Here is a 23,290-nt window from a genome sequence, read left to right as displayed (position 1 = left end):
ATTAGATAATCAAAAATTAGAACCTTCATTTTCACTAATTCATAAACCTAAAACATCTTTTTTTACCTTCTAAATCAACTCCTAGTGCTATATAAACTGATTTGTTAATAATGCGTTTATCTTGTCGTACTTTAACTACTATACAATCAAAATAAACAATCGGATAAACACTTTCTAATCGCCGATTTTGTCATGCTTTAACATCATCAATAACATCATCAGTAATTTGACTAATAACACTTTCACTAACATCAGCAACATGATATAACTCTTGTAACTGCATTCTAATATCTGATAAAGTCATGCCTTTGGCATATAATGAAAGAACTTGTTGATCAAAACCACCAAATCTTCTTTGTCTTTTTGCAACTATTTACTGGCTCAAAATTACTATTACGATCTCGTGGATTTTAGGTAATGTTTAGTAATCTGTGTAACTTAGTGATTTTACCACTAAAATTTATTTAAAAAACACAGTTTTTAGGAAAGTCCCCAATTTTTGTTGAGTTATTAATTTTTTTGAACTTATACCATTGCGAGCATTTTCGCTAGTATTATGTTGATTTTTTTCATATCCTAAATAATTTTGCATTTCAGAATTCAACATTTTTTCAACTAATCTTTTTGTTAATTCTTTATATAAACCTCCCTCTTTAAAAACTGTTGTTAAATCTTCAGTATTTTCTAGTAATAAATCTACTGCTTTTGATATTGGATCATTATTATTAATATTTTGTTTTTTAGACATAAGTAACTCACTCTTTCTATTTATTTAATTTTATTTACTAGAATTAATTAAACATAGTTATTTTTGTAAGTTACACAGATTACTAAACATTACCATCACTCTTTCTATTTATTTAATTTATTTACTAGAATTAATTAAACATAGTTATTTTTGTAAGTTACACAGATTACTAAACATTACCTATTAATCGACCTGTACAATCGCGAAATTATTGGACATAGTGTACGGTACTAAAAAAGATGCATCATTAGTATATCAAGCATTTATGTGCTCAAATCGTTGTTTAAAAGATATTCAAATATTTCATAGCGATCGCGGTAATGAATTTAATAATAAAACTATTGATAAACTTTTATTAGTCTTCAATATTACCCGCTCTTTAAGCAAAAAAGGTTGTCCTTATGATAACGCTGTTGCCAAAGCAACTTTCAAAACTTTCAAAACAGAATTTATTAATGATAAAAATTTTACATCATTAATCCAATTAAAATTAGAATTATTTGATTATATCAATTGATACAACAACATAAGAATCCACAGCACTCTAAACTACTTAACCACCATAAAATACCAAGCACAAATATCTACCAAAAAACAGTCCTAAAAAGGGTTGCCATTCCAAATTTTTGAATCTTGAAAATTATAAAAAAATATGCAATTAAAATTTTATTATTTATATCAGTTTTTTTAATAATTGATTAGCGAAATATTTGGTCAATAACTCCACCACCAAGACAAATATCACCATCATAAAAAACAGCGGTTTGACCAGGCGTAATAGCGCGTATCTTTTCTGAAAATTCAACCTTAATTTCATCATTATTAATAAAATTAATAATAACAGCAACATCAGATTGACGATAGCGAAATTTTGCATTACATTTTAAAGGGTTTTTTAATGTACTATTATTAATTCAATTCAATGATTTAACAGTACAATTGCTATTCATTAATCATTTATTTTCATTATCATTAGCAACATAAAGGATATTATTAGTAACATCTTTTTCAACAACAAAATACGGAACTTTCATTCCTGAAAGATTAATACCTTTTCTTTGACCAAGTGTATAGTAGTAAACACCATTGTGATTACCAATAGTAGTTTTGGTATTAATATCAACAATTTTGCCCGGATTAGCTGGTAAATAATTTGTTAAAAATGTTTGAAAATTACGATTACCAATAAAACATATGCCAGTAGAATCTTTTTTTGTTGCTGTTGGTAAATTATATATTTTCGCTAATTCCCTAACTTCAGTTTTAGTTTTATTACCTAAAGGAAATAAACTATATTTTAATTGTTTTTGTGTTAATTGACATAAAAAATAACTTTGATCCTTATTATCGTCAATTCCTTTTAATAACTGATATTGTTTAGTAATTGGGTTGTAGTTAATTCGTGCATAGTGCCCCGTTGCAATATAATCTGGTTGTAAATTTTTTTGTGCATATTTTAAAAAAGCATCGAATTTAATATATTTGTTACATAAAATATCGGGATTGGGAGTACGACTTTTTTTAAATTCTTCAAGAAAATAAGTAAAAACATTATCTCAATATTCCTTAACAAAATCAATTCTTTCTAATTTAATATTTAATTTTTGGCAAACAGTTAAAGCATCAAGATAATCTTGTTCTTGTGGACAAATATCTTGATTATTGTTACCTTGTAAATCATTATTTAAAAGTGAATCTCAATTACGCATAAAAAGACCAATAACTTCATGCCCTTCTGCTTGTAAAAGTGCTGCTGTTACTGATGAATCAACTCCACCACTCATACCAACAACAATGCGTTTTTTTTCTGTCATTTTATTACTCCTTAGTACTTTTCATAAATGCTTAATAATTGTAACAAATATATAATAAATACCCAAATAAATATTTTTAAATTATTGAATTTACATATTGATTATTAAGTGATAATCCTTTATAATAATGTTAAAAAACATAAAAGCAATGGAAATTATCACCGCATTTACTAGTGTGGAGGAAAAAATGAATTGAAATGAATTCAATAGCATATTTCAAAATGAAAACGATTGTTTGAAATATATAGCGAAGTTGAAATTAATGAAATGTATCAGGTGTGCTTCTTCTAGTTTGAATGTTTCTGATTTGAGAAGAATAAGATGTTTGAAATGTCATCAAACATTTAGTATTCTTCATGACACCGTTTTTCACAAGTCACAAACACCTTTGACATCTTGTTTTTATCTCATCTTTAGATGAATAAACACAAAGCATGGTATACCATCAACAGATGTTGCAAGGGAATTGGGCGTGGCATATAAAACAGCTTGAAGAATGGGTCATGAAATCAGAATTAGAATTTGGAATCCAGATGCAGGGTTCATTGATGATGGCACAGCACAGATGGATGAAATGTATCTTTCACATGTAGGTTTTAAAAAAACAAGGAAGATCCTTGTTGAATAAAACCTTGATTGTTGGAGTTTATGAGAAAAACAGCAACAAACTAATTGTGAAAGTATTGAAAAAAGCAAATGAGAAAAACCTTTTATGATTTGCATTGAAACACATTTCTAATGGGTGTTGTCTATTTACGGATTCTTGGAAGGGATATGGAAGTTTCAAAAACTTCTATCACAAACATGAAATCGTAAATCATGAAGTTGGGTATGTGTCATCAACATGTGTAAACACAAACCAGATTGAATCTGCATGAAAACACATCCGACGAACTTTCCGAACACACATAAAAGTTTCAAAACACAATATTCATTTATATGCAAAAGAAGCTGCATATAAATTCAATAAGATACCTAGTTTTGAAACTATAATTTTGTGTTTGATTTAGATACATGTGAGGATAATTTCCTAGATAGGCTTTTATCTCCATTTATTTGATAAAATTTAAAAATAGTACATAAAGGGATAAAAACCAAAGCAATTTAACAAAATATGGTTTATAACCACTTTTGTAAAGTTTGTTACTAATGTGTTTTTTATGTTTTAATAAAGAAATAGAGAGAAGAGAAAAAAATGCCACAAGAAGAAGAGTTATTAATAAATAATGATATAGATAGTAATATAGAAGCAAATACTATTAATAATAGTTGAAGTAGTTTAATATGATCAGATACTAAAAAAATAATTGGAACAGCTGGTTTATTAACAGCGGCAGTTGGTTTGAAAACTGTACAACGAGTATTTCAGGTAACAGTTACTAGTGTTGGATCATTTGATTGAAATAAAGTAAATCCTTTAAATAATTTAGTTGATTTTGGAGTAACTCCAGTACAATTGGTAATTAGTACACAAGCAATGAATTTATGAAAATGGGGAGCAGAAAAAATTTGACAAGAAGGAAGAACAGTATTTAATAGAACTGCTGATCAAGACATGAGTCCACTTTTATCTTTATATTCTGAAATTGGTTTTGAAGAAGGTTATTCATGTCTTTCAAAAACAACTATCTTTGGAAAAATGCTAATAGCAAAAGTTGGATATTGAATTTCTAATCATTTTATGATCACGGCTTCTAGTATGTATTCAGTTGGTTCTTTAACTAGTTTAGCTGAATATTGAAGTAAAATTATTTATGGACCAAATATTTTATCAACAATTATACGAGCAGAAGTTTTATGTTATACTTCTATCTTAATAGATAAGGGTATAGAATATTTAACAAAAACATATATGTGGTTTGCTTTCAAAAGATATTTTAATTGTTTAAATAATAATATTAATGAAAATAATGAGTTAGAATCATTATTTTCTCAACAATCAAAATGTATGAGTCTTTTAAAAAGTGGTGGTTATTTAACAGCAATGGTAATAGCGACTATAATAGATAATGCAATTAAAACTGCAGCTGTTATGTATACTGCTGATAGATTACCAGAATTTGAATCTACATTTTTTCAAGTTCCAATGTTTGCTATTATGTTTGGTTTAATTATCAATGATACTATTGGTAATAAAGTATTAAATAAATATGCTAAAAAACAATGACAGAAATTTTTTAAGTCTACTCCAAATAATGAATTAGAGGAAATAGTAACTAATAGTAATTATATGAGTATTAATAGTAGTGATGAACGACAATTAACTAATAACTTTAATGATGAATTGGTGAGTGTTATTAATAGTATTAATGGTCCTGCATTTGGTGGTTGTTCTAGAAATCCTTCAATTGCATAAAATTTATTTGAATGAAAATAAAAAAAGTCAGAATAAACTATTCTAACTTTTTTTATAATTTACCAATTTCTAAACTTCCCAGTGTACTAATAGCACGTACATAAATTAACATTGATTTTCATAATTTGTCAACTTTAATACATTCATTATATTGATGTTCAGTTGAGTTAGTGTGATCAAATATTGCACCAAATGCTACACAATTTGGCATTGCTCTACCATAAGTTCCACCACCAATTGCAATTGGTTTTGCTTTTTTATCACCAGTAACTTCTTGATAAATTTCCATTAATTTAATAACAATTGTTGATTCTTGTGGCATATATAATGGTTTATCATAATGTTGTTGTTTTATTGTTAAATTATAAGGTTTTAATATTTTTGTTAATCTATTTAAAATTTCTTGTAAATCAGTTTTAACTGGAATACGGATATTACATCCTAATTTTGAATTTTTGCTATTAATTTCAACAATGCCAACATTAATAGTAAAACTTCCAGATTCATCATCTAAATCACCAAAATATTTTGTTAAAGCAGTATCTTCTTGTAAAATATCACCAACAAATTTAATTAGATTATGTTCAACTTTAAGTTCATTTAAAATTAATAAACTTCTTAATCCTGCATTAATTCCTTCATCTGGTCGTGACCCATGTGCTGGTTTACCATGAATGGTAATTTGTTGATTATTATTTTCAATTCGATAGTTCTTATTTTTCCCAATTTTAACAAATGATTCAATATCAACACCATTAATATTACTAGTAGAACAAGTGACATTGTAAACATCACCTGCATTAATAACAATGGATTTATGACCTGTACCAATAATATCTAAGTTAATAATTCCTTTTTCAGCATATACTAGCGGAAACATACCATCAGGAGTAAAACCAAAAGTTGGAGTACCTTCTTGCTTCATATATGTGTTAATTGAATCTCATGTTGTTTCTTCAGTTAAACCAAAGATAACTCTAATTCGACGATTTGGTTGATAACCATGATCTTTTAAATATTTTAAACAGTATAGAATAATAATTGTTGGACCTTTATCATCTAATACACCTCGTCCATATAAAATATCATTAATAATTTCTGGCGAAAAAGGTGGAATTTTTCATTCTTCTAAATTACCTGGTGGTACAACATCAAGATGGCCTAATATGGCAAATATTTCTTTACCATCACCATATTCTAAATATCCATATTTATTGTTTTTGTCACGATAAGTTTTAAAACCTAATTCTTGCACTAAATTAATAGCATAATCTAATACTTTTTTAACACCAGGCCCATAAGGTGCTGTTGTTGCGGGTGGTTGAGCATATGATTGAATTTTAACAATTTCTTTTATTTTTGTTAGCGCTTGCGGAAAATATTTTTCTTTTAACAATTTTTCATTGAATTTCATATTTATTCACTCCTTGATATATAAATTTAAATAGTAGTATTAGTTATAATATCAACTATTAAATCATTTAACAATAATCAGGAACTATTTGTGCAAGATAAATGATTATTTTTTATTTTTATTTGTTTATTTTTGATTAATTTACTAATCAGTGGCTGCTCTAGAATGTTATCACTTTTGTTAAATTTTATTCCCTTTTTTAGTAATAAACCTTGTATTAATTTTTGGATTTAAATTTCATTTGTTGATAAAATACTATTTTTTTGATTGTTATTATTAATGTTATTGCTATTAGTAATTATTATTGCTGGATGGGTTACACTTTATTGGGCACTAATTGCGTAGACAAGTGAACAAATTAGTTAAAAGAAAGGAATTATAATTATGGCCAATATTAACTCATATTAAGATTAATTTAAAAAACAAATAGTAGCTTTATATCAAAGTGGTAAGTCAGTGTCTTGTCTTGCTAAAGAGTACACTGTTACAAGAGCAGCTGCTTATAATTGAATTAAGCAATTTACTAATTCAGGCAGTTTTAAAACCAAAGATAACCGTTCTGTTGAAGAAAATGAATTAATTAAATTAAGAAAAGAATTAAAACAATTAAGAATGGAAAATGATATTTTAAAGCAAGCAGCACTAATAATAGGCAGAAAATAGAAATTATTACTAAAAATAAAGTTAAATATAAAATTCGTACAATGTGTCGTTTTTTAAAAATCTCTAAATCAACATATTATTTTAATTTCAAGAAAAAAGAAGATAAAATTCAAAATAATATGTATGATGAAGCTGTTATTAGCGCTTTTAAAGAAAATAAAGAAACTTATGGAACAAGAAGATTAAAAGTTGTTCTAAAAGAAAAGAAAATTAATTTATCAAGACGAAAAATTAAAAAAATTATGAATAAACATAATTTAATATCAAAATACACTAAATTATCATACAAAAATTATCATAATAAAGTCAATGATAGTCAAATTACTAATCTTGTTAATAGAGACTTTAATAACAGGCTTAAAAATGAAGTTATTGTTAGTGATTTAACTTATGTTCAAGTTAATGGTAAATGAAACTATATTTGCTTATTAATCGACCTGTACAATCGCGAAATTATTGGACATAGTGTAGGTAATAAAAAAGATGCATCATTAGTATATCAAGCATTTATGTGCTCAAATCGTTGTTTAAAAAATATTCAAATATTTCATAGCGATCGCGGTAATGAATTTAATAATAAAACTATTGATAAACTTTTATTAGCCTTCAATATTACCCACTCTTTAAGCAAAAAAGGTTGTCCTTATGATAACGATGTTGCTGAAGCAACTTTCAAAACTTTCAAAACAGAGTTTATTAATGATAAAAATTTTACATCATTAATCCAATTAAAATTAGAATTATTTGATTATATCAATTGATACAACAACATAAGAATCCACAGCACTCTAAACTACTTAACCCCCATAAAAAACCAAGCACAAATGTCTACCAAAAAACAGTCCTAAAAAAGGTTGCCATTCCAAATATTATAACTGTAGTTTTTTTTAGTTGGTCTTTCAATTTCAATTTCAGTTGAATCAATTAAATAAAATTGAAATTCATTTAAATCTTCTTGTTTTTTCTCAATTTTTGATTTATATTTTGTTTTTAAAAACTGATAATCTTTGTCATCACTAAGTTTATTTTCTACTCAAGTAATATTTCGAAAACAACTTGATGCACTCATTTTATATTTAATACTCATTTGGAAAAAAGTATAATATTCTTTTCAGTATACTAAAGTCATCATCAATCTTTCTTCAACTGAAAGTTTATATTTTCTACCTTTAGTTTTTTTTAAATTTTCTATTTCAATTAATTTTGTTAACATTTCATCAAAATGAAAACGTTTTATACCAAAATATCTATAAAATTGTTCATTTTTTAATTTTTTTAAATTTTCAAAATTCATTTTTATCAACACCTTATTAATTTATTAATAAATAAATTATAAAATAAATTTTAAATTATTAATTGACTTTTAAAAAATTTATTTACGGAATATGCCTTTTCTATAAAATAAGAATAGTTAGTATTTACTTCATGTTTAAAATTAGGTATAACTAACTAAAGTAATTTTTACTCATAAATAATGTAAAATAATAATATGTAATTTAAACAGTTTTTGAATTTAAAAGTACAATTCAGCAATATTTAAAATAGATTAGGAAGATTAAATTATGCCAAAACCATACAGTTAAGACTTACGAAGAAAAGTAATAGAAGCCTATGAAAGTAAAAACATGAAAATTAAAGAAATTTGTAAAGTGTTCAATATTACTAGAAAGACTTTATTCTTATGAAGAAAAAGAAAAAAAGAAACTGGGCATATAAAACCAATTTTGAATTATCAAAAAGGACATAGCCAAAAAATAAAGGATTTAGATGAATTAAAAAATTATTTAGTGCAAAATAAAGATGTTACAGTTAAAAAAGTAATTGAAAAATTTCATGATATGACTAAAGAAACAGTTTATAACTATTTCAAAAAACTAAATTATACATATAAAAAAACTTTTTTATATGAACAAAGATATAAAAATAAACAAGAATATTTTTTAAAAGAAATATCTAAAATAATGAATGAAGATTTAGTATATATTGATGAATCTGGAATTGATGATAATGAATTTTATAAATATGGTTGATCTGAAAAAGGTAAAATATTATTTGATAATAAAACCGCATATAAAATAAAAATAATGAGTATAATTCGTTCGCTAAATAAAGGTAAATTAAAAGCCCTATGAGCATTTGAAGGACATTGCAACAGTAAAATTTTTGAATCATATGTAAAAAATATACTAATCCCAGTATTAAAGCGTGGACAAATTATAGTTTTAGATAATGCGACGTTTCATAAATCTAAATTAACACAACAATTAATGGTAATGTTTAGTAATCTGTGTAACTTACAAAAATAACTATGTTTAATTAATTATAGTAAATAAAATTAAATAACTAGAAAGAGTGAGTTACTTATGTCTAAAAAACAAAATATTAATAATAATTATCCAATATCAAAAGCAGTAGATTTATTATTAGAAAATACTGAAGATTTAAAAACCGTATTTAAAGAGGGAGGTTTATATAAAGAATTAACAAAAAGATTAGTTGAAAAAATGTTGAATTCTGAAATGCACAATTATTTAGGATATGAAAAAAATCAACATAATACTAGTGAAAATGCTCGCAATGGTATAAATTCAAAAAAATTAATAACTCAACAAGGTAAAATTGAGATTAATGTACCACGAGATATTAATAGTAATTTTGAGCGGTAATGTTTAGTAATCTGTTTAACTTACAAAAATAACTATGTTTAATTAATTCTAGTAAATAAAATTAAATAACTAGAAAGAGTTAGTTACGTATGTCTAAAAAACAAAATATTAATAATAATGTTCCAATATCAAAAGCAGTAGATTTATTATTAGAAAATACTGAAGATTTAACAATAGTTTTTAAAGAGGTAGGTTTATATAAAGAATTAACAAAAAGATTAGTTGAAAAAATGTTGAATTCTGAAATGCAAAATTATTTAGGATATGAAAAAAAATCAAAATAATACTAGTGATAATGCTCGCAATGGTATAAATTCAAAAAAATTAATAACCCAACAAGGTAAAATTGAGATTAATGTACCACGAGATCGTAATAGTAATTTTGAGCCAGTAATAGTTGCAAAAAGACAAAGAAGATTTGGTGGTTTTGATCAACAAGTTCTTTCATTAGACATATTCCGTAAATAAATTTAATCAATTGTCAATAATAATATTTATAATTTTTTTAGTGTTAATAATTATAGAAGTTAATATTTTTAAAAAAATACTTTAAAAATAAATTTATATTTCAAACACAAAAATTGTTAATATTATTTTTATATTAACTTGATAAAAATTTAAATTTTTAAAAAAATATGATGATTTTTAAAAATCTGTGTATCTTTTTACAAAGTTACTAGTTTAGATTAATTCTATCTTCAAATTTTATCATAAAATGAGCAATTGCTGTATTTCAATTTTGAATGGGCATTGTTCATTTTTTTGTTATATTTTCAATTACTAAGTAAAATATTTTAAAAACTGCCATATCATTTGTAAAAACTTTTTTATTTCTAATAACTTTTCGTAATTGAATATTAACAGATTCAATAGCATTTGTTGTATAAATAACTCTTTTGATTTCTGCATGATAACTAATAAAAACCATTAAATTATCTCAATTTTTATATCATGATTTAGCAATTTGAGGATATTGTTTATTTCATTTACTTTCAAAAGATTCTAAAGCTTGCATTGCTTGTTCTTCGCCACATGCACTATAAATTGGTTTTAAATCTGTAACTAGTGATTTTCTATGTTTGTATGAAACATATTTTAAACTATTTCTAATTTGATGAACTATGCATAATTGATGTTCGGTTTTAGGATAAACTAATTGTATTGCTTCTGACATTTCTGTTAAATTGTCACTACAAGCAATAAGAATATCATTTAAGCCTCGATTTTTCATTTCTGTGAAATTAGATAATCAAAACTTAGAACCTTCATTTTCACTAATTAATAAACCTAAAACATCTTTTTTACCTTCTAAATCAACTCCTAGTGCTATATAAACTGATTTGTTAATAATGCGTTTATCTTGTCGTACTTTAACTACTATACAATCAAAATAAACAATCGGATAAACACTTTCTAATGGCCGATTTTGTCATGCTTTAACATCATCAATAACATCATCAGTAATTTGGCTAATAACACTTTCACTAATATCAGCGCCATGATATAACTCTTGTAACTGCATTCTAATATCTGATAAAGTCATGCCTTTGGCATATAATGAAAGAACTTGTTGATCAAAACCATCAAATCTTCTTTGTCTTTTTGCAACTATTACTGGATCAAAATTACTATTACGATCTCGTGGTACATTAATCTCAATTTTACCTTGTTGGGTTATTAATTTTTTTGAATTTATACCATTGCGAGCATTATCACTATTATTATGTTGATTTTTTTCATATCCTAAATAATTTTGCATTTCAGAATTCAACATTTTTCCAACTAATCTTTTTGTTAATTCTTTATATAAACCTCCCTCTTTAAAAACCGTTGTTAAATCTTCAGTATTTTCTAATAATAAATCTACTACTTTTGATATTGGGTCATTATTATTAATATTTTGTTTTTTAGACATACGTAACTCACTCTTTCTAGTTATTTAATTTTATTTACTAGAATTAATTAAACATAGTTATTTTTGTAATTTACACAGATTACTAAACATTACCTAGTTTTAGATAATGCAACGTTTCATAAATCTAAATGAAGACAAAATTGATTATTTAAGTTGATAATCTTCTTTGTTAACTTATAAAAAACAATAAAAAAAAATTTAAAAATGAATCTTAAATATGCATTTTATTGTTATTCTAAAAATTAAAAATTAAAGCGATTATTAAATAATTGCTTTAAGTTTAGTAGTAATAATATCAATAGCTACAGTATTATGAAAATCAAAAGGAATAATAATATCAGCATAACGTTTAGTTGGCTCAACAAAAGCATCATGCATAGGTTTAACGGTTAATGCATATTGTTGTAAAACACTGTCAAGAGTACGATTTCTAAAACTAACATCTCGTTTAATTCTTCTTAGTAGTCTAGTATCACTATCAGTATCAACAAAAATTTTGATAGTAGATAATTCACGAATAATAGGATTTTCTAAAACAAAAATACCATCCAGAATGATAACATCACCCGGACCAATAATCTCAGTGTTTTTACTGCGACTATTGATTTTAAAATCATAAATAGGCTCTTCAATAGCATTGCCGAGTAATAATTGTTCTAAATCATGAATTAATAATTTCATATCAATAGCATTAGGGTGATCAAAATTAGTTTTTTTCTTTCTTCAAATTTTAAATTACTAAGGTCATGATAATAATTATCCATTTGTACAAAAATGACATTTTTTTTATTATAAGCTTCAGCAATTTTTTCTGCTACTGTTGTTTTTCCTGAAGCACTGCCACCAGCGATAGCGATTAAATTAATTTTTTTATATTTCACATTTATCTCCTAAAATTTAAGATTGAGTTATTTTATCAAAGTATGATTGTAAAATAATAGCAGCAGCCAATTGATCTTTAACTTGTTTTCTTTTATTTGAAGAAACATTAGATTTAATTAATATTTGCTGCGAAGAATAGGTAGTTCTTCTTTCATCTTGTAAAACAATATTTAGTTTATGATTATTTTGTATTAATTTAAATTTATCAATAAAATTTAAAACAATTTTTGTGCTGGTGCCGACTGTGCTATCCATGTTTAAAGGGTAACCAAAAACAAGAATATCAGCATCATATTCTTTAATAGCATTTTGGAGTTGGATAATAGCATTATTAAAATCATGCTCTGGGAAACGAATAGTTTTTCAAGAAAAAGCAATTTTTCCTTCACCACGAGCAAGCCCTAATGTTTTACTACCTAAATCAATGCCTAAATATTTCATAAATTTATTATACTTAATATTTTTTTTAATTTTAATAATATATTAATTTTATAAAAAAATATTTTTTATATTGTAAGTATGATAAAAATGTATTATGTCTATAAATTTTTATCTTTTTTATATTGTTTTTTTCTTCTGCAATTATTTTTCTTTCTTTTTCAGCTTCTTCAATTCTTTTTTTAATCTTTCTTCTTCAAATTGTTTTTTATTTTCTGCATCTTGTTTTCTTAACTTTTCAATTTCCTTATCTTTATCCATAATAAAAAGTTTCTCTTTCCTAATGTTAAATTTTGGATTATTTTTTTCTTTTTTTTAACAATATCCATAAATTAGTATAAATATTTTTTAAAAAAAAATAGGCTTTTATCCCTTTATGTACTATTTTTAAATTTTATCACATAAATGGAGATAAAAGCCTATCTAGGAAATTATCCCCACATGTATCTAAATCAAACACAAAATTATAGTTTCAAAACTAGGTATCTTATTGAATTTATATGCAACTTCTTTTGCATATAAATGAATATTGTGTTTTGAAACTTTTATGTGTGTTAGGAAAGTTCGTCGGATGTGTTTTCATGCAGATTCAATCTGGTTTGTGTTTACACCTGTTGATGACACATACCCAACTTCATGATTTACGATTTCATGTTTGTGATAGAAGTTTTTGAAACTTCCATATCCCTTCCAAGAATCCGTAAATAGACAACACCCAGTAGAAATGTGTTTCAATGCAAATCATAAAAGGTTTTTCTCATCTTCTTTTTTTAATAATGGAATGGCAACCTTTTTTGCTTAAAGAGCGGGTAATATTGAAGGCTAATAAAAGTTTATCAATATTTTTATTATTAAATTAATTACCGCGATCGCTATGAAATATTTGAATATTTTTTAAACAACGATTTGAGCACATAAATGTTTGATATACTAATGACGCATCTTTTTTAGTACCTACACTATGTCCAATAATTTCGCGATTGTACAGGTCGATTAATAAGCAAATATAGTTTTATTTACCATTAACTTGAACATAAGTTAAATCACTAACAATAACTTCATTTTTAAGCCTATTATTAAAGTCTCTATTAACAAGATTAGTAATTTGACTATCATTGACTTTATTATGATAATTTTTGTATGATAATTTAGTGTATTTTGATATTAAATTATGTTTATTCATAATTTTTTTAATTTTTCGTCTTGATAAATTAATTTTCTTTTCTTTTAGAACAACTTTTAATCTTCTTGTTCCATAAGTTTCTTTATTTTTTTTAAAAGCACTAATAACATCTTCATCATACATATTATTTTGAATTTTATCTTCTTTTTTCTTGAAATTAAAATAATATGTTGATTTAGAGATTTTTAAAAAACCTCTACGAATTTTATATTTAACTTTATTTTTAGTAATAATTTCTATTTTCTGCCTATTATTAGTGCTGCTTGCTTTAAAATATCATTTTCCATTCTTAACTGTTTTAATTCCTTTCTTAATTTAATTAATTCATTTTCTTCAACAGAACGGTTATCTTTGGTTTTAAAACTGCCTGAATTAGTAAATTGCTTAATTCAATTATAAGTAGTTGCTCTTGTAACATTGTACTCTTTAGCAAGACAAGACACCGACTTACCACTTTGATATAAAGCTACTATTTTTTTTTAAATTCATCTGAATATGAGTTAATATTGGCCATAATTATAATTATTTTCTTTTAACTAATTTGTTCACTTGTCTACGTAATTAGTGTCCAATAAAGTGTAACCCATCCATCTTTTATTATACTATTATTAATAGTCTTCTTTAAACAATTAAAGTCACTAATTTTTTCAATTTCTTTTTTAAAATTTGGATGATATTCAAAATCTGTAGGTTTTGGAATATTATTAAGTTTTTTTTATTAAATTATTAATACGTTTTATTCGTGACATATTATTTTTTAATTTTACTTAATTTTCTTCATATAAAAGGGTTAAAAATTCATGTTTATATTTTTTAAATGGTTCAATAGTAATTTTTTTAATTTTAAAATCATTTATTGGATTACTTTTTTAACTTTGGATTATATTTAAAATTGTATTTCTTGATCAATCAGCAATTGCTGAGGTAAAAAATGTCATTAAAATATTATCAATGAATGTTGTGAAATAGTTTTGTTTATTTTGAAATATTCTATAAAAATAATCTTCTGATGTATATTCTTGCTCATCAAAAATATATGTAGAAATTATTCTTTGTGCATTTTTGCCAGTAAATGCAATATAAACTAGTAGTAATCCTAACAATAAATTAGGTAATGTTTTTTTAATTTTGACATTTATTGAAATATTGATAGACGAAGTAGGATTATCAATAATTTTTTGCATATATAGCTAACTAAAGTAATGTTTACTCATATCTTGAAAAAAAATCAATCGCTTTTTTAATATTTGGTCAATAATTTGGTAATATTTTTCTTATATTATGTTTTATAGCAAATCAAAAATGTTCAATTGGATTTAAATTAGGAGAATATGGTGGAAGAAATAAGACATATTCCGTAAATAAATTTAATCAATTGTCAATAATAATATTTATAAATTTTTTAGTGTTAATAATTATAGAAGTTAATATTTTTTTATTTTAATGGTTTTGTTTTATTAAAAATTTCACAAAGTAAGTTAAATCTTAAGTACATAAGTCTAAATATACTTTTTCTACATTTATTTATTAAAATTTTGAATCTTTTTAATCAAGCAAAAACATGTTCAACTTTAATTCTAATTTTTGAAATAATTTTATTGTAGATTTTTTATTGTTTAGTTAATTTTTTATTTTTAGTTTTTTTAATTGGTAATATAGTATTTTTATAAATATTTTGTATTCCTTGATATCCCAAATCACCAATAATTATTGTTTTTTCTGAAAATTCAAGATTTGAATTTTTTAATATTTGAAAATCATGTACTTTTCCATTATCAGCAAAAATATCAACATTTTTTTTATTAAAAAAGTCATATATAATTTGAAATTTTATAGAAAACATTCAACTTTTACCAGAAAAATATTATAACTGTAGTTTTTTTTAGTTGGTATTTCAATTTCAATTTCAGTTGAATCAATTAAATAAAATTGAAATTCATTTAAATCTTCTTGTTTTTTCTCAATTTTTGATTTATATTTTGTTTTTAAAAACTGATAATCTTTGTCATCACTAAGTTTATTTTATACTCAAGTAATATTTCGAAAACAAATTGATGCACTCATTTTATATTTAATACTCATTTGGGAAAAAGTATAATATTCTTTTCGGTATACTAAAGTCATCATCAATCTTTCTTAAACTGAAAGTTTATATTTTCTGTCTTTAGTTTTTTTTAAATTTTCTATTTCAATTAATTTTGTTAACATTTCATCAAAATGAAAACGTTTTATACCAAAATATCTATAAAATTGTTCATTTTTTAATTTTTTTAAATTTTCAAAATTCATTTTTATCAACACCTTATTAATTTATTAATAAAGAAATTATAAAATAAATTTTAAATTATTAATTGACTTTTAAAAAATTTATTTACGGAATATGTCTATAATAGTTTGCATCCAACATTTTCAATTAATTGTTGTGTTAATTTAGATTTATGAAACGTTGCATTATCTAAAACTATAATTTGTCCAAGCTTTAATACTGGAATTAGTATATTTTTTACATATGATTCAAAAATTTTACTGTTGCAATGCCCATTCAAAATTGAAATACAGCAATTGCTCATTTTATGATAAAATTTGAAGATAGAATTAATCTAAACTAGTAACTTTGTAAAAAGATGCACAGATTTTTAAAAAGCCTCAACCAATTATACTCATTCTTTTTATTTTATATGCGGGTTTATTATCAAATAATCTTTTACCTTTTTCAGATCAACCATATTTATAAAATTCATTATCATCAATTCCAGATTCATCAATATATAGCTAAATCTTCATTCATTATTTTAGCTATTTTTTTTAAAAAATATTCTTTTTTATTTTTATCTTTTTGTTCATATAAAAAAGTTTTTTTATATGTATAATTTAGTTTTTTGAAATAGTTATAAACTGTTTCTTTAGTCATATCATCAAATTTTTCAATTACTTTTTGAACTGTAACATCTTTATTTTGCGCTAAATAATTTTTTAATTCATCTAAATCCTTTATTTTGTGGCTATGTCCTTTTTGATAATTCAAAATTGGTTTTATATGCCCAGTTTCTTTTTTTCTTTTTCTTCATAAGAATAAAGTCTTTCTAGTAATATTGAACACTTTACAAATTTCTTTAATTTTCATGTTTTTACTTTCATAGGCTTCTATTACTTTTCTTCGTAAGTATTAACTGTATGGTTTTGGCATAATTTAATCTTCCTAATCTATTTTAAATATTGCTGAATTGTACTTTTAAATTCCAAAACTGTTTAAATTACATATTATTATTTTACATTATTTATGAGTAAACATTACTTTAGTTAGCTATATAATCAGAAGTAACTAAATTCTAAAGTTTTTAAAATAAAATACAATAAAAATTATTTTTAATTAACTTTATTTTTATTTTTTATGAATAATAATAAAATTAATAATGTTTTAATATTTTTTTAATTCTTTGATTATTTTTGATTTTAGTAAAATTATGATAAGATATTTTTATATTTATATTAGTTTTTTGCTTTTAAAGTTTTTTTTAATAAAATAAATAAAAAATTTTTGGTCTTTTAAAAAAACTGGTGTAAATAAAAACAATTATTTAGAAAATCAATATCAAAATAATTAGAGATAAATTGTTTTTTAACTTTTTACTAGCAAATAATGAAATATTCATATTTAAAATAAATAAATGCAGTATTAGTTGGATTGTTAATCTTAAGGAATTAAAAAAATTAACGTATAATTAAACTATCAATAATATAATATTATTTAAGGTTTCTTAAATTATTTTTTGTTTTTAGGAGGAACTATGAAAATTGCTTTTGATGTAATGGGTTCAGACTATGGTAGTTTGCCCACTATTGCTGCAGTGTTAGAAGTTATTAAAGAATTCAAAAACGTTGAAATTTGTTTAGTTGGTGATGAAAAACAAATTAATGGAAACTTGCAGATTTTATTAAAAAATAAGTCATTATCATCAAGAATAACAATACTAGCAACAACCCAAGTAATAACTATGAATGATGGTCCACTCGCTGGTATTAGAATGACTGATTCTTCTATGAATCAAGCCATTCAGTTAGTTAAAAATAAAAAAGCAGATGGGGTTCTAACTTCGGGTTCAACTGCTGCCTATCTTGGTGCTTGTCATTTTTTATTAGGCGAAATCAAAGGCATTAAACGTCCGGCATTCATGCCAATTATGCCTACTTTAATAAAAGATCGACAAGTAGTATTATTGGATGTTGGAGCAAATATCGAAAACACTGTTGATGAATTAATTAATTTTGCATTAATGGGTCATATTTATTGTCAAACTATTCAAAATATTTCACGTCCTAAAATTGGTTTATTAAATATTGGTATTGAAGAAAGCAAAGGTCCAGAAGTAACTAAAGCAACATATGCTAAACTAAAACAATTAACACAAAAAAATGAAAAGTTAAGTTTTTTAAATTTTCACGGTAATATTGAACCACGAAATGTTTTAAGTGGTGATGTTGATATTATTATTTGTGATGGTTATTCAGGTAATATTGTTTTAAAATCAGTTGAAGGCATGGCATCATTATTATTTACATTAATTAAAAATAGTTATAAAAAAAATTTATGAACTAAATTTTTAGGTTTAATGTCAATTGGTATTTTTAAAAATATTAAAAAGAATTTTGATTATAAGAATACAGGTGGTGCTCAATTAATAGGTATTAATGGCATCGCTTTTAAAGCACATGGATCTAGTGATAAAAAATCTTATTATAGTACTTTAAAACTTTTAATTCGTGCTATTGAGCAAGATGTTACTAATAAAATAGTTAAACAAATTCAATAATTATAATTTATAAATAAGTATTAAGGAGAAAAATATGATTAATATTGAACATATTTTAAAATCGAGTATTTTAGAAAAAATTAAATCTAATCGTAATTATCGTGAAGCGTTTACTCATCGTTCTTTTTCAAACGAACATAATTTAGATTATTCATATGAGCGATTAGAATTTTTGGGTGATTCGATTTTAGGGGAAAATATTTCAACTTACATTTGGCACTTATTTCCAAATAAAGATGAGGGACAATTAACAAGTTTACGTAGTAAAGCAGTTAGACAAGAAACATTGGCAGCAGTGGCAATTACTCTAGGATTACAAGATTATTTATTTTTGGGAAATGGTGAAAAAAATACAGGTGGGCAACAACGCGAAAGTATTTTATCAGATGTTTTTGAATCATTTCTTGCTGCAGTATATCTTGATTTAGGAAATAGTGCCGTTAAAAAAATCTTAGATTTAACTTTATTTGAATTAATTAAAACTAATCAGTTAGAAACAATTATTGATTATAAAACTAAATTACAAGAATTAGTACAGGCAGAAAAAAGAGATCCTATTAATTATAAAAATATGGAACAAATTAAAAAAGATAATATTACTTATTTTATTGTTCATGTGTATTTAGATAATAAAATACTAATGGGGAAAGGAGTAGGAACAAATAAAAAGAAAGCTGAGCAAGAAGCAGCAAAGTCAGCTTTAGCAAAACTGTCAAAATCTAATTTATTAATAAGTGATCATAAGAAGGGATAATCATGTTTAAATTATTACGTAATTATATTCGTGAACAAAAAAACAATTTATTACAAATGTTTGGTTTAGGTTTTTTAGTAATGATTATGATTATTGCCTTTTTATCATTAAATTTTTCTAATAATTATTTATTTGAACAATATGTTAACGATATTGCTCATAATGAGTTTAACCAATATACATTTTTTTCACCAGTAGAATATGTTAATTTTGATGGAAAATATAATGAAAAAGATAAAAATGGTTCTTATTTAAATAATATTAATTATTATCAAAAAAATAATACTATTGATAAAGAAAAGATGGCAAAAGCTACTTTTCAGTTAACAATACCAGATGTTACTAGACCTGATATATATCGTTTTACTTTTTATGGTGGGGTTGCTAGTAGTAAAGAATATTTTGCTATTGGTGATAGTCTTTTTAATGATACTAGCCATAATTATATTGATTTTAAAATTAATATTCCTATTAATTATCCATCTTATGATACTCATAAAGCAACGATAGAACAATATGCTAATATTCTAAATCAATATCTATATGATCCATTACATCCAGAAAATGAAACAAATTTTATGATTACTAGTGAATCTGCTTTACAGTTTTATAATGATAATTTTAAAGGAAAAACTAAGTATCCATATGCTAATCGAAACTATAGTGAAATAGATATTAAAAATGAAGCTAAGTTATATGAAATAATGTCAATGGGAATGTTATATAAAGATATTGAATGACAACATGCTGTTATGGTCCGTGATTTATTAATTACTAGTAAAAATTTTGCTTTTATTGAAACAGGACCTGAATATATTGTTAATAAAGCAATTATTGTCAAAGATGGTGGCCCAAGTTTAACAGAAAAACCATTACAAGATAATGAAATTTTAATTTACAAACATTTTGCTGAACTAAATAATTTACATATTGGTCAAAATTATGTAATCGCTGGACAAACGTTTATTATTCGTGGTTATGCTACAAGCTCATTAGCATCATTTGTTGGTCGTTATTTTGGTAATTCACTTGATTTAAAAAATAATACTGTTGCTTTTACTAATGGTAATACGATTCGCAAAGTGGAATCTGATTTAAAGGCATTTAGCAGTAATATTGATGATTTTTTTTTAGGTATTAATCCTGACTTGGCTAAAAATATTGATTCACAAATAAATAATGAATGAATTTATAATTATCTTCACGCAACTTATAAAACACCTACTGATATAGCAAGTACAAAATATTATAATAATGGTATTGAATATAATAAAATAATTTCACCTTTAAATATCAATAATCCTAGATTTTATACTAGTATGCAAGAATGATCTTTTAGTTCCATTAATAATAGAATTAATGTTATTGAAGAGATTTCTAGTTTATTTTTAATTTTAATTTTTATTGTGACTACTATTATTATTTTTATTATTACTTTTAAAATGATTGATCGTAATAAAAAATTAATTGGAATTTTAAAAGCAACAGGATATAAAAGTTGACAGTTAAGTATATCATTAGTAATTTCAATTATTGCTCCTTTAATTATTTTTGCTATTATTGGTGTTTTAATTTCGATTCCAGTTGCGCATTATTTAATTTATATTACTAATATTAGTACTGTTGCCTTAATTAGTTATGGTTGGTACTTTAATATTGTTACCGCTATTTTATTACTTGTTATTCCAATCATTAGTTTAACTTTCATTAGTTTTTTAATGCTATTATTCTTATTAAGAAATAAACCCTTAGATTTAATTACTAATAATATTTCAAAACAAAAATATAAAATAAATATTAGTTCAACTTTTACTTTTATTGCAAGATATGTGATTGGTAGATTTAGTTATCGTAATAAGTTGGCCGTTACTACTTCACTACGTAGTTTTGGTAAAACATCAATTATGTGTTTTACTAGTATTTTTGCTGCAACATTAGTATTATTTGCGCTTACTGCTAGTGGTTTAGTTAATAATATGTTAGGTTCACAATTTGCGGGAACTAATTTTAATTATCAAAATGGTTATCAATTTGATGATAATATTAAAACTAACTTTATTAATAACGAAAATAAATTAATGTATCAATTTAATAGTGTTGATAATATTAAAAGTAAAATTTCATTATATCCAGAATTATTAGCGGCAATTAAACAATTTGATCCTCTTAATCCTAATAAATCAATTGTGATTAATGTTCAAAATCGTTATATTATGGGAAGTGAATTATTAAAAATAAAAAAATGAATTGATGCTAATCCATCAAAGATTCCATCAATAATTGAGAATTTTTTAGAAAAAAATAAAATATTATTTAATTATTTAACCAATAATAATGGTAAAAACAATACTGATTTATTGATAAGTTTTGGTTTAATTCCTTATGATGAACAGTATGAAGTGCCATACACACAATTAGAACTTGATAAGGCTAATCTGTTACTTCCTAATCAGCGTGGTGCTGTTTTTGATAATGATACACAAACCTTATCAAAAGAATCTTTTAAAAATTGAAGTGCACCAAGAACTGCTTATGGTGTTGATGATAGTTTAAGTGATTTTTTATCTCTAAATTTTAGTATAAGTGATTTCTCTACTTTTAGTAAATTAAATTTAACTGATATGGAAGCTTCTAATAATTGGCAAGATAAACAATTTATTAATATTCGTAATCATTTAATTCAAAAATTAGAAATTAAAAATCCAGATAGTAGTGCTGTTCGATTTATTCCAATGGCTACTTCTGCTTTACCTTCGGTTGTTAATGTTTATAATGGTGGAGAACAACTTAATAATAGTGTTATTTATAGGTATAAAGGATTAGATAATCAAACAAAATATATAATTGGTGTTGCTTATGATTATATTAATAAATTAGATCCAAAAATAATAGTAATGCCCAAACTTTGACTTAATGAGATTTTATTTGGTAGTAAAAGTGATTTATTAGAAAATAATTTTGCTAATAGTAAATTAAGCAAATTTACTGATAATGAGTTTAAACATTACTTACCAATTATTAGTAATAAAAATGATTATAATATTGATTTAGCACAAATTTCACACTCAGGATATTTGGAAAGTAAAGGTATTAGTACTTCATTATCATCGGTGTATGATATTAGTAATTTACTTATTATTATGAAGAATAATCAATATAGTTTACAAATAATCATTTCATTTTTTGGTATTTTTAGTGTTATATTATCATTAATGATTATTGTTATTGTTACTAATATTAGTGTTCGTGATAATTTAATATTAATTAATATTTTACGAAGTTTAGGTTATACTGCATTAGAAGTTTCTTATAATTTCTTTCTGGTAATAATACCGGCATTGGTAATGAGTAGTTTGGTTGCTGTTTTTATTGTTCCTTCTTTAGTAATGGTACTTTCTAATTTATTAGCAACTTTTGCAAAAATCGCATTTCCTATTGTTTTTCGTTGATGATATTTTGCATTGATGATTAGTATAAATATTTTAATTTATTTAGTCTCATGCATTATTACTTGAAAGTTAAACGTTAATAATAAACAATTAATGACATTAACTAAATAATATATAGCTAACTAAAGTAATGTTTACTCATAAATAATGTAAAATAATAATATGTAATTTAAATATTTTTTGAATTTAAAAGTACA

At 23.9% G+C, this 23,290-nt stretch carries 24 protein-coding genes and 3 pseudogenes; 12 read left to right on the top strand and 15 right to left on the bottom strand.

Going from position 1 to position 23,290, the window contains the following annotated elements:
- Positions 1-34: 34 nt before the first annotated feature.
- Positions 35-748, bottom strand: a pseudogene (locus ABWV63_RS07720) (transposase).
- Between the two features lie 180 nt (positions 749-928).
- Here ABWV63_RS07720 and ABWV63_RS07715 point away from each other — a divergent pair.
- Positions 929-1,352 (top strand): annotated as a pseudogene (locus ABWV63_RS07715) (IS3 family transposase); the annotation flags it as partial.
- Between the two features lie 94 nt (positions 1,353-1,446).
- Here the strand turns inward: ABWV63_RS07715 and mnmA are convergent.
- Positions 1,447-2,562, bottom strand: a complete 1,116-nt coding sequence (gene mnmA / locus ABWV63_RS07710) for a tRNA 2-thiouridine(34) synthase MnmA (protein ID WP_353305873.1) — start codon at positions 2,560-2,562, stop codon at positions 1,447-1,449.
- A 187-nt stretch (positions 2,563-2,749) separates the two neighbouring features.
- On the opposite strand from mnmA, the gene ABWV63_RS07705 reads away from it, so the two are divergent.
- From ABWV63_RS07705 to ABWV63_RS07695, 3 genes are all read left to right on the top strand, one after another.
- Positions 2,750-3,190, top strand: coding sequence for a hypothetical protein (locus tag ABWV63_RS07705; protein ID WP_353305872.1), 441 nt, complete (start codon positions 2,750-2,752; stop codon positions 3,188-3,190).
- A complete protein-coding gene (locus ABWV63_RS07700; protein WP_353305871.1) occupies positions 3,180-3,572 on the top strand; it encodes a transposase in 393 nt (130 codons plus the stop codon). The genes ABWV63_RS07705 and ABWV63_RS07700 overlap by 11 nt, the downstream gene beginning before the upstream one ends.
- Positions 3,573-3,757: 185 nt before the next feature.
- Entirely contained in the window at positions 3,758-4,918 is a 1,161-nt protein-coding gene (locus ABWV63_RS07695) for a hypothetical protein (protein ID WP_353305870.1), read from the top strand.
- Positions 4,919-4,970: 52 nt separating this feature from the next.
- Here ABWV63_RS07695 and ABWV63_RS07690 read toward each other — a convergent pair whose 3' ends face one another.
- Positions 4,971-6,332 carry a Sapep family Mn(2+)-dependent dipeptidase gene (locus tag ABWV63_RS07690; protein ID WP_353305869.1) on the bottom strand — a complete coding sequence of 454 codons (1,362 nt, stop codon included), beginning with the start codon at positions 6,330-6,332 and terminating at the stop codon, positions 4,971-4,973.
- A 426-nt stretch (positions 6,333-6,758) separates the two neighbouring features.
- Here ABWV63_RS07690 and ABWV63_RS07685 point away from each other — a divergent pair.
- Positions 6,759-7,843, top strand: a protein-coding gene (locus ABWV63_RS07685) for an IS3 family transposase (RefSeq protein ID WP_353307216.1) whose coding sequence is annotated in 2 segments (ribosomal slippage) — positions 6,759-6,960 and positions 6,960-7,843 — 1,086 coding nt in all. Because the reading frame shifts where the segments join, the coding sequence is not laid out codon by codon here.
- Here ABWV63_RS07685 and ABWV63_RS07680 read toward each other — a convergent pair.
- Complete coding sequence (locus ABWV63_RS07680; protein ID WP_353305868.1) at positions 7,840-8,289, bottom strand: transposase family protein; 450 nt, start codon at positions 8,287-8,289, stop codon at positions 7,840-7,842. The two genes, ABWV63_RS07685 and ABWV63_RS07680, sit on opposite strands and share 4 nt — an antisense overlap.
- Positions 8,290-8,620: 331 nt before the next feature.
- Here ABWV63_RS07680 and ABWV63_RS07675 point away from each other — a divergent pair, with 331 nt between their 5' ends.
- The 4 genes from ABWV63_RS07675 to ABWV63_RS07660 all read left to right on the top strand — a co-directional run bounded on the left by ABWV63_RS07675 (position 8,621) and on the right by ABWV63_RS07660 (position 10,129).
- Positions 8,621-9,301, top strand: coding sequence for a transposase (locus ABWV63_RS07675; protein WP_353305867.1), 681 nt, complete (start codon positions 8,621-8,623; stop codon positions 9,299-9,301).
- A 57-nt stretch (positions 9,302-9,358) separates the two neighbouring features.
- Positions 9,359-9,661: a transposase gene (locus tag ABWV63_RS07670; RefSeq protein ID WP_353305866.1), complete on the top strand. Its 303-nt coding sequence runs from the start codon at positions 9,359-9,361 to the stop codon at positions 9,659-9,661.
- A gap of 89 nt (positions 9,662-9,750) precedes the next feature.
- On the top strand, positions 9,751-9,945 hold the full coding sequence (locus tag ABWV63_RS07665; RefSeq protein ID WP_353305865.1) for a hypothetical protein: 195 nt from the start codon (positions 9,751-9,753) through the stop codon (positions 9,943-9,945).
- Complete coding sequence (locus tag ABWV63_RS07660) at positions 9,926-10,129, top strand: transposase (protein ID WP_353305864.1); 204 nt, start codon at positions 9,926-9,928, stop codon at positions 10,127-10,129. The genes ABWV63_RS07665 and ABWV63_RS07660 overlap by 20 nt, the downstream gene beginning before the upstream one ends.
- Positions 10,130-10,337: 208 nt before the next feature.
- Here ABWV63_RS07660 and ABWV63_RS07655 read toward each other — a convergent pair whose 3' ends face one another.
- The 11 genes and pseudogenes from ABWV63_RS07655 to ABWV63_RS07605 form a co-directional block, all read right to left on the bottom strand.
- The gene (locus ABWV63_RS07655; RefSeq protein ID WP_353305863.1) at positions 10,338-11,576 is read right to left on the bottom strand and encodes an IS256 family transposase; all 1,239 of its coding nucleotides are present in this window, start codon (positions 11,574-11,576) and stop codon (positions 10,338-10,340) included.
- A 261-nt stretch (positions 11,577-11,837) separates the two neighbouring features.
- A pseudogene (gene udk / locus ABWV63_RS07650) lies at positions 11,838-12,457 on the bottom strand (uridine kinase).
- Between the two features lie 16 nt (positions 12,458-12,473).
- Positions 12,474-12,899, bottom strand: coding sequence for a Holliday junction resolvase RuvX (ruvX, locus tag ABWV63_RS07645; protein WP_353305862.1), 426 nt, complete (start codon positions 12,897-12,899; stop codon positions 12,474-12,476).
- Between the two features lie 444 nt (positions 12,900-13,343).
- Positions 13,344-13,631 (bottom strand): transposase, encoded by a 288-nt coding sequence (locus ABWV63_RS07640; RefSeq protein WP_353305861.1) that lies wholly within the window; start codon positions 13,629-13,631, stop codon positions 13,344-13,346.
- 277 nt (positions 13,632-13,908) lie between these two features.
- Entirely contained in the window at positions 13,909-14,202 is a 294-nt protein-coding gene (locus tag ABWV63_RS07635) for an IS3 family transposase (protein WP_353305860.1), read from the bottom strand.
- A gap of 113 nt (positions 14,203-14,315) precedes the next feature.
- Complete coding sequence (locus ABWV63_RS07630; RefSeq protein WP_353305859.1) at positions 14,316-14,522, bottom strand: hypothetical protein; 207 nt, start codon at positions 14,520-14,522, stop codon at positions 14,316-14,318.
- Positions 14,523-14,948: 426 nt separating this feature from the next.
- Complete coding sequence (locus tag ABWV63_RS07625; RefSeq protein WP_353305858.1) at positions 14,949-15,263, bottom strand: hypothetical protein; 315 nt, start codon at positions 15,261-15,263, stop codon at positions 14,949-14,951.
- A gap of 425 nt (positions 15,264-15,688) precedes the next feature.
- Positions 15,689-15,922, bottom strand: coding sequence for a hypothetical protein (locus ABWV63_RS07620; protein ID WP_353305857.1), 234 nt, complete (start codon positions 15,920-15,922; stop codon positions 15,689-15,691).
- 293 nt (positions 15,923-16,215) lie between these two features.
- A complete protein-coding gene (locus tag ABWV63_RS07615; protein WP_353305856.1) occupies positions 16,216-16,368 on the bottom strand; it encodes a hypothetical protein in 153 nt (50 codons plus the stop codon).
- Positions 16,369-16,463: 95 nt separating this feature from the next.
- On the bottom strand, positions 16,464-16,649 hold the full coding sequence (locus ABWV63_RS07610; protein WP_353305855.1) for a transposase: 186 nt from the start codon (positions 16,647-16,649) through the stop codon (positions 16,464-16,466).
- A gap of 170 nt (positions 16,650-16,819) precedes the next feature.
- Positions 16,820-17,203, bottom strand: coding sequence for an IS630 transposase-related protein (locus ABWV63_RS07605; RefSeq protein WP_353305854.1), 384 nt, complete (start codon positions 17,201-17,203; stop codon positions 16,820-16,822).
- Positions 17,204-17,867: 664 nt separating this feature from the next.
- On the opposite strand from ABWV63_RS07605, the gene plsX reads away from it, so the two are divergent.
- The 3 genes from plsX to ABWV63_RS07590 are packed head-to-tail and all read left to right on the top strand — an operon-like array spanning position 17,868 to position 23,204.
- Positions 17,868-18,890: a phosphate acyltransferase PlsX gene (plsX, locus tag ABWV63_RS07600; protein ID WP_353305853.1), complete on the top strand. Its 1,023-nt coding sequence runs from the start codon at positions 17,868-17,870 to the stop codon at positions 18,888-18,890.
- A gap of 34 nt (positions 18,891-18,924) precedes the next feature.
- Complete coding sequence (rnc, locus tag ABWV63_RS07595; protein WP_353305852.1) at positions 18,925-19,644, top strand: ribonuclease III; 720 nt, start codon at positions 18,925-18,927, stop codon at positions 19,642-19,644.
- Positions 19,645-19,646: 2 nt separating this feature from the next.
- Complete coding sequence (locus ABWV63_RS07590) at positions 19,647-23,204, top strand: FtsX-like permease family protein (RefSeq protein WP_353305851.1); 3,558 nt, start codon at positions 19,647-19,649, stop codon at positions 23,202-23,204.
- Positions 23,205-23,290: the final 86 nt, after the last annotated feature.

The sequence above is a fragment of the Spiroplasma ixodetis genome (assembly GCF_040369795.1).
In the GTDB taxonomy this organism is placed as follows: domain Bacteria; phylum Bacillota_I; class Bacilli_A; order Mycoplasmatales; family VBWQ01; genus Spiroplasma_E; species Spiroplasma_E ixodetis_B.
This window is presented reverse-complemented; position numbering and strand designations above follow the sequence as displayed.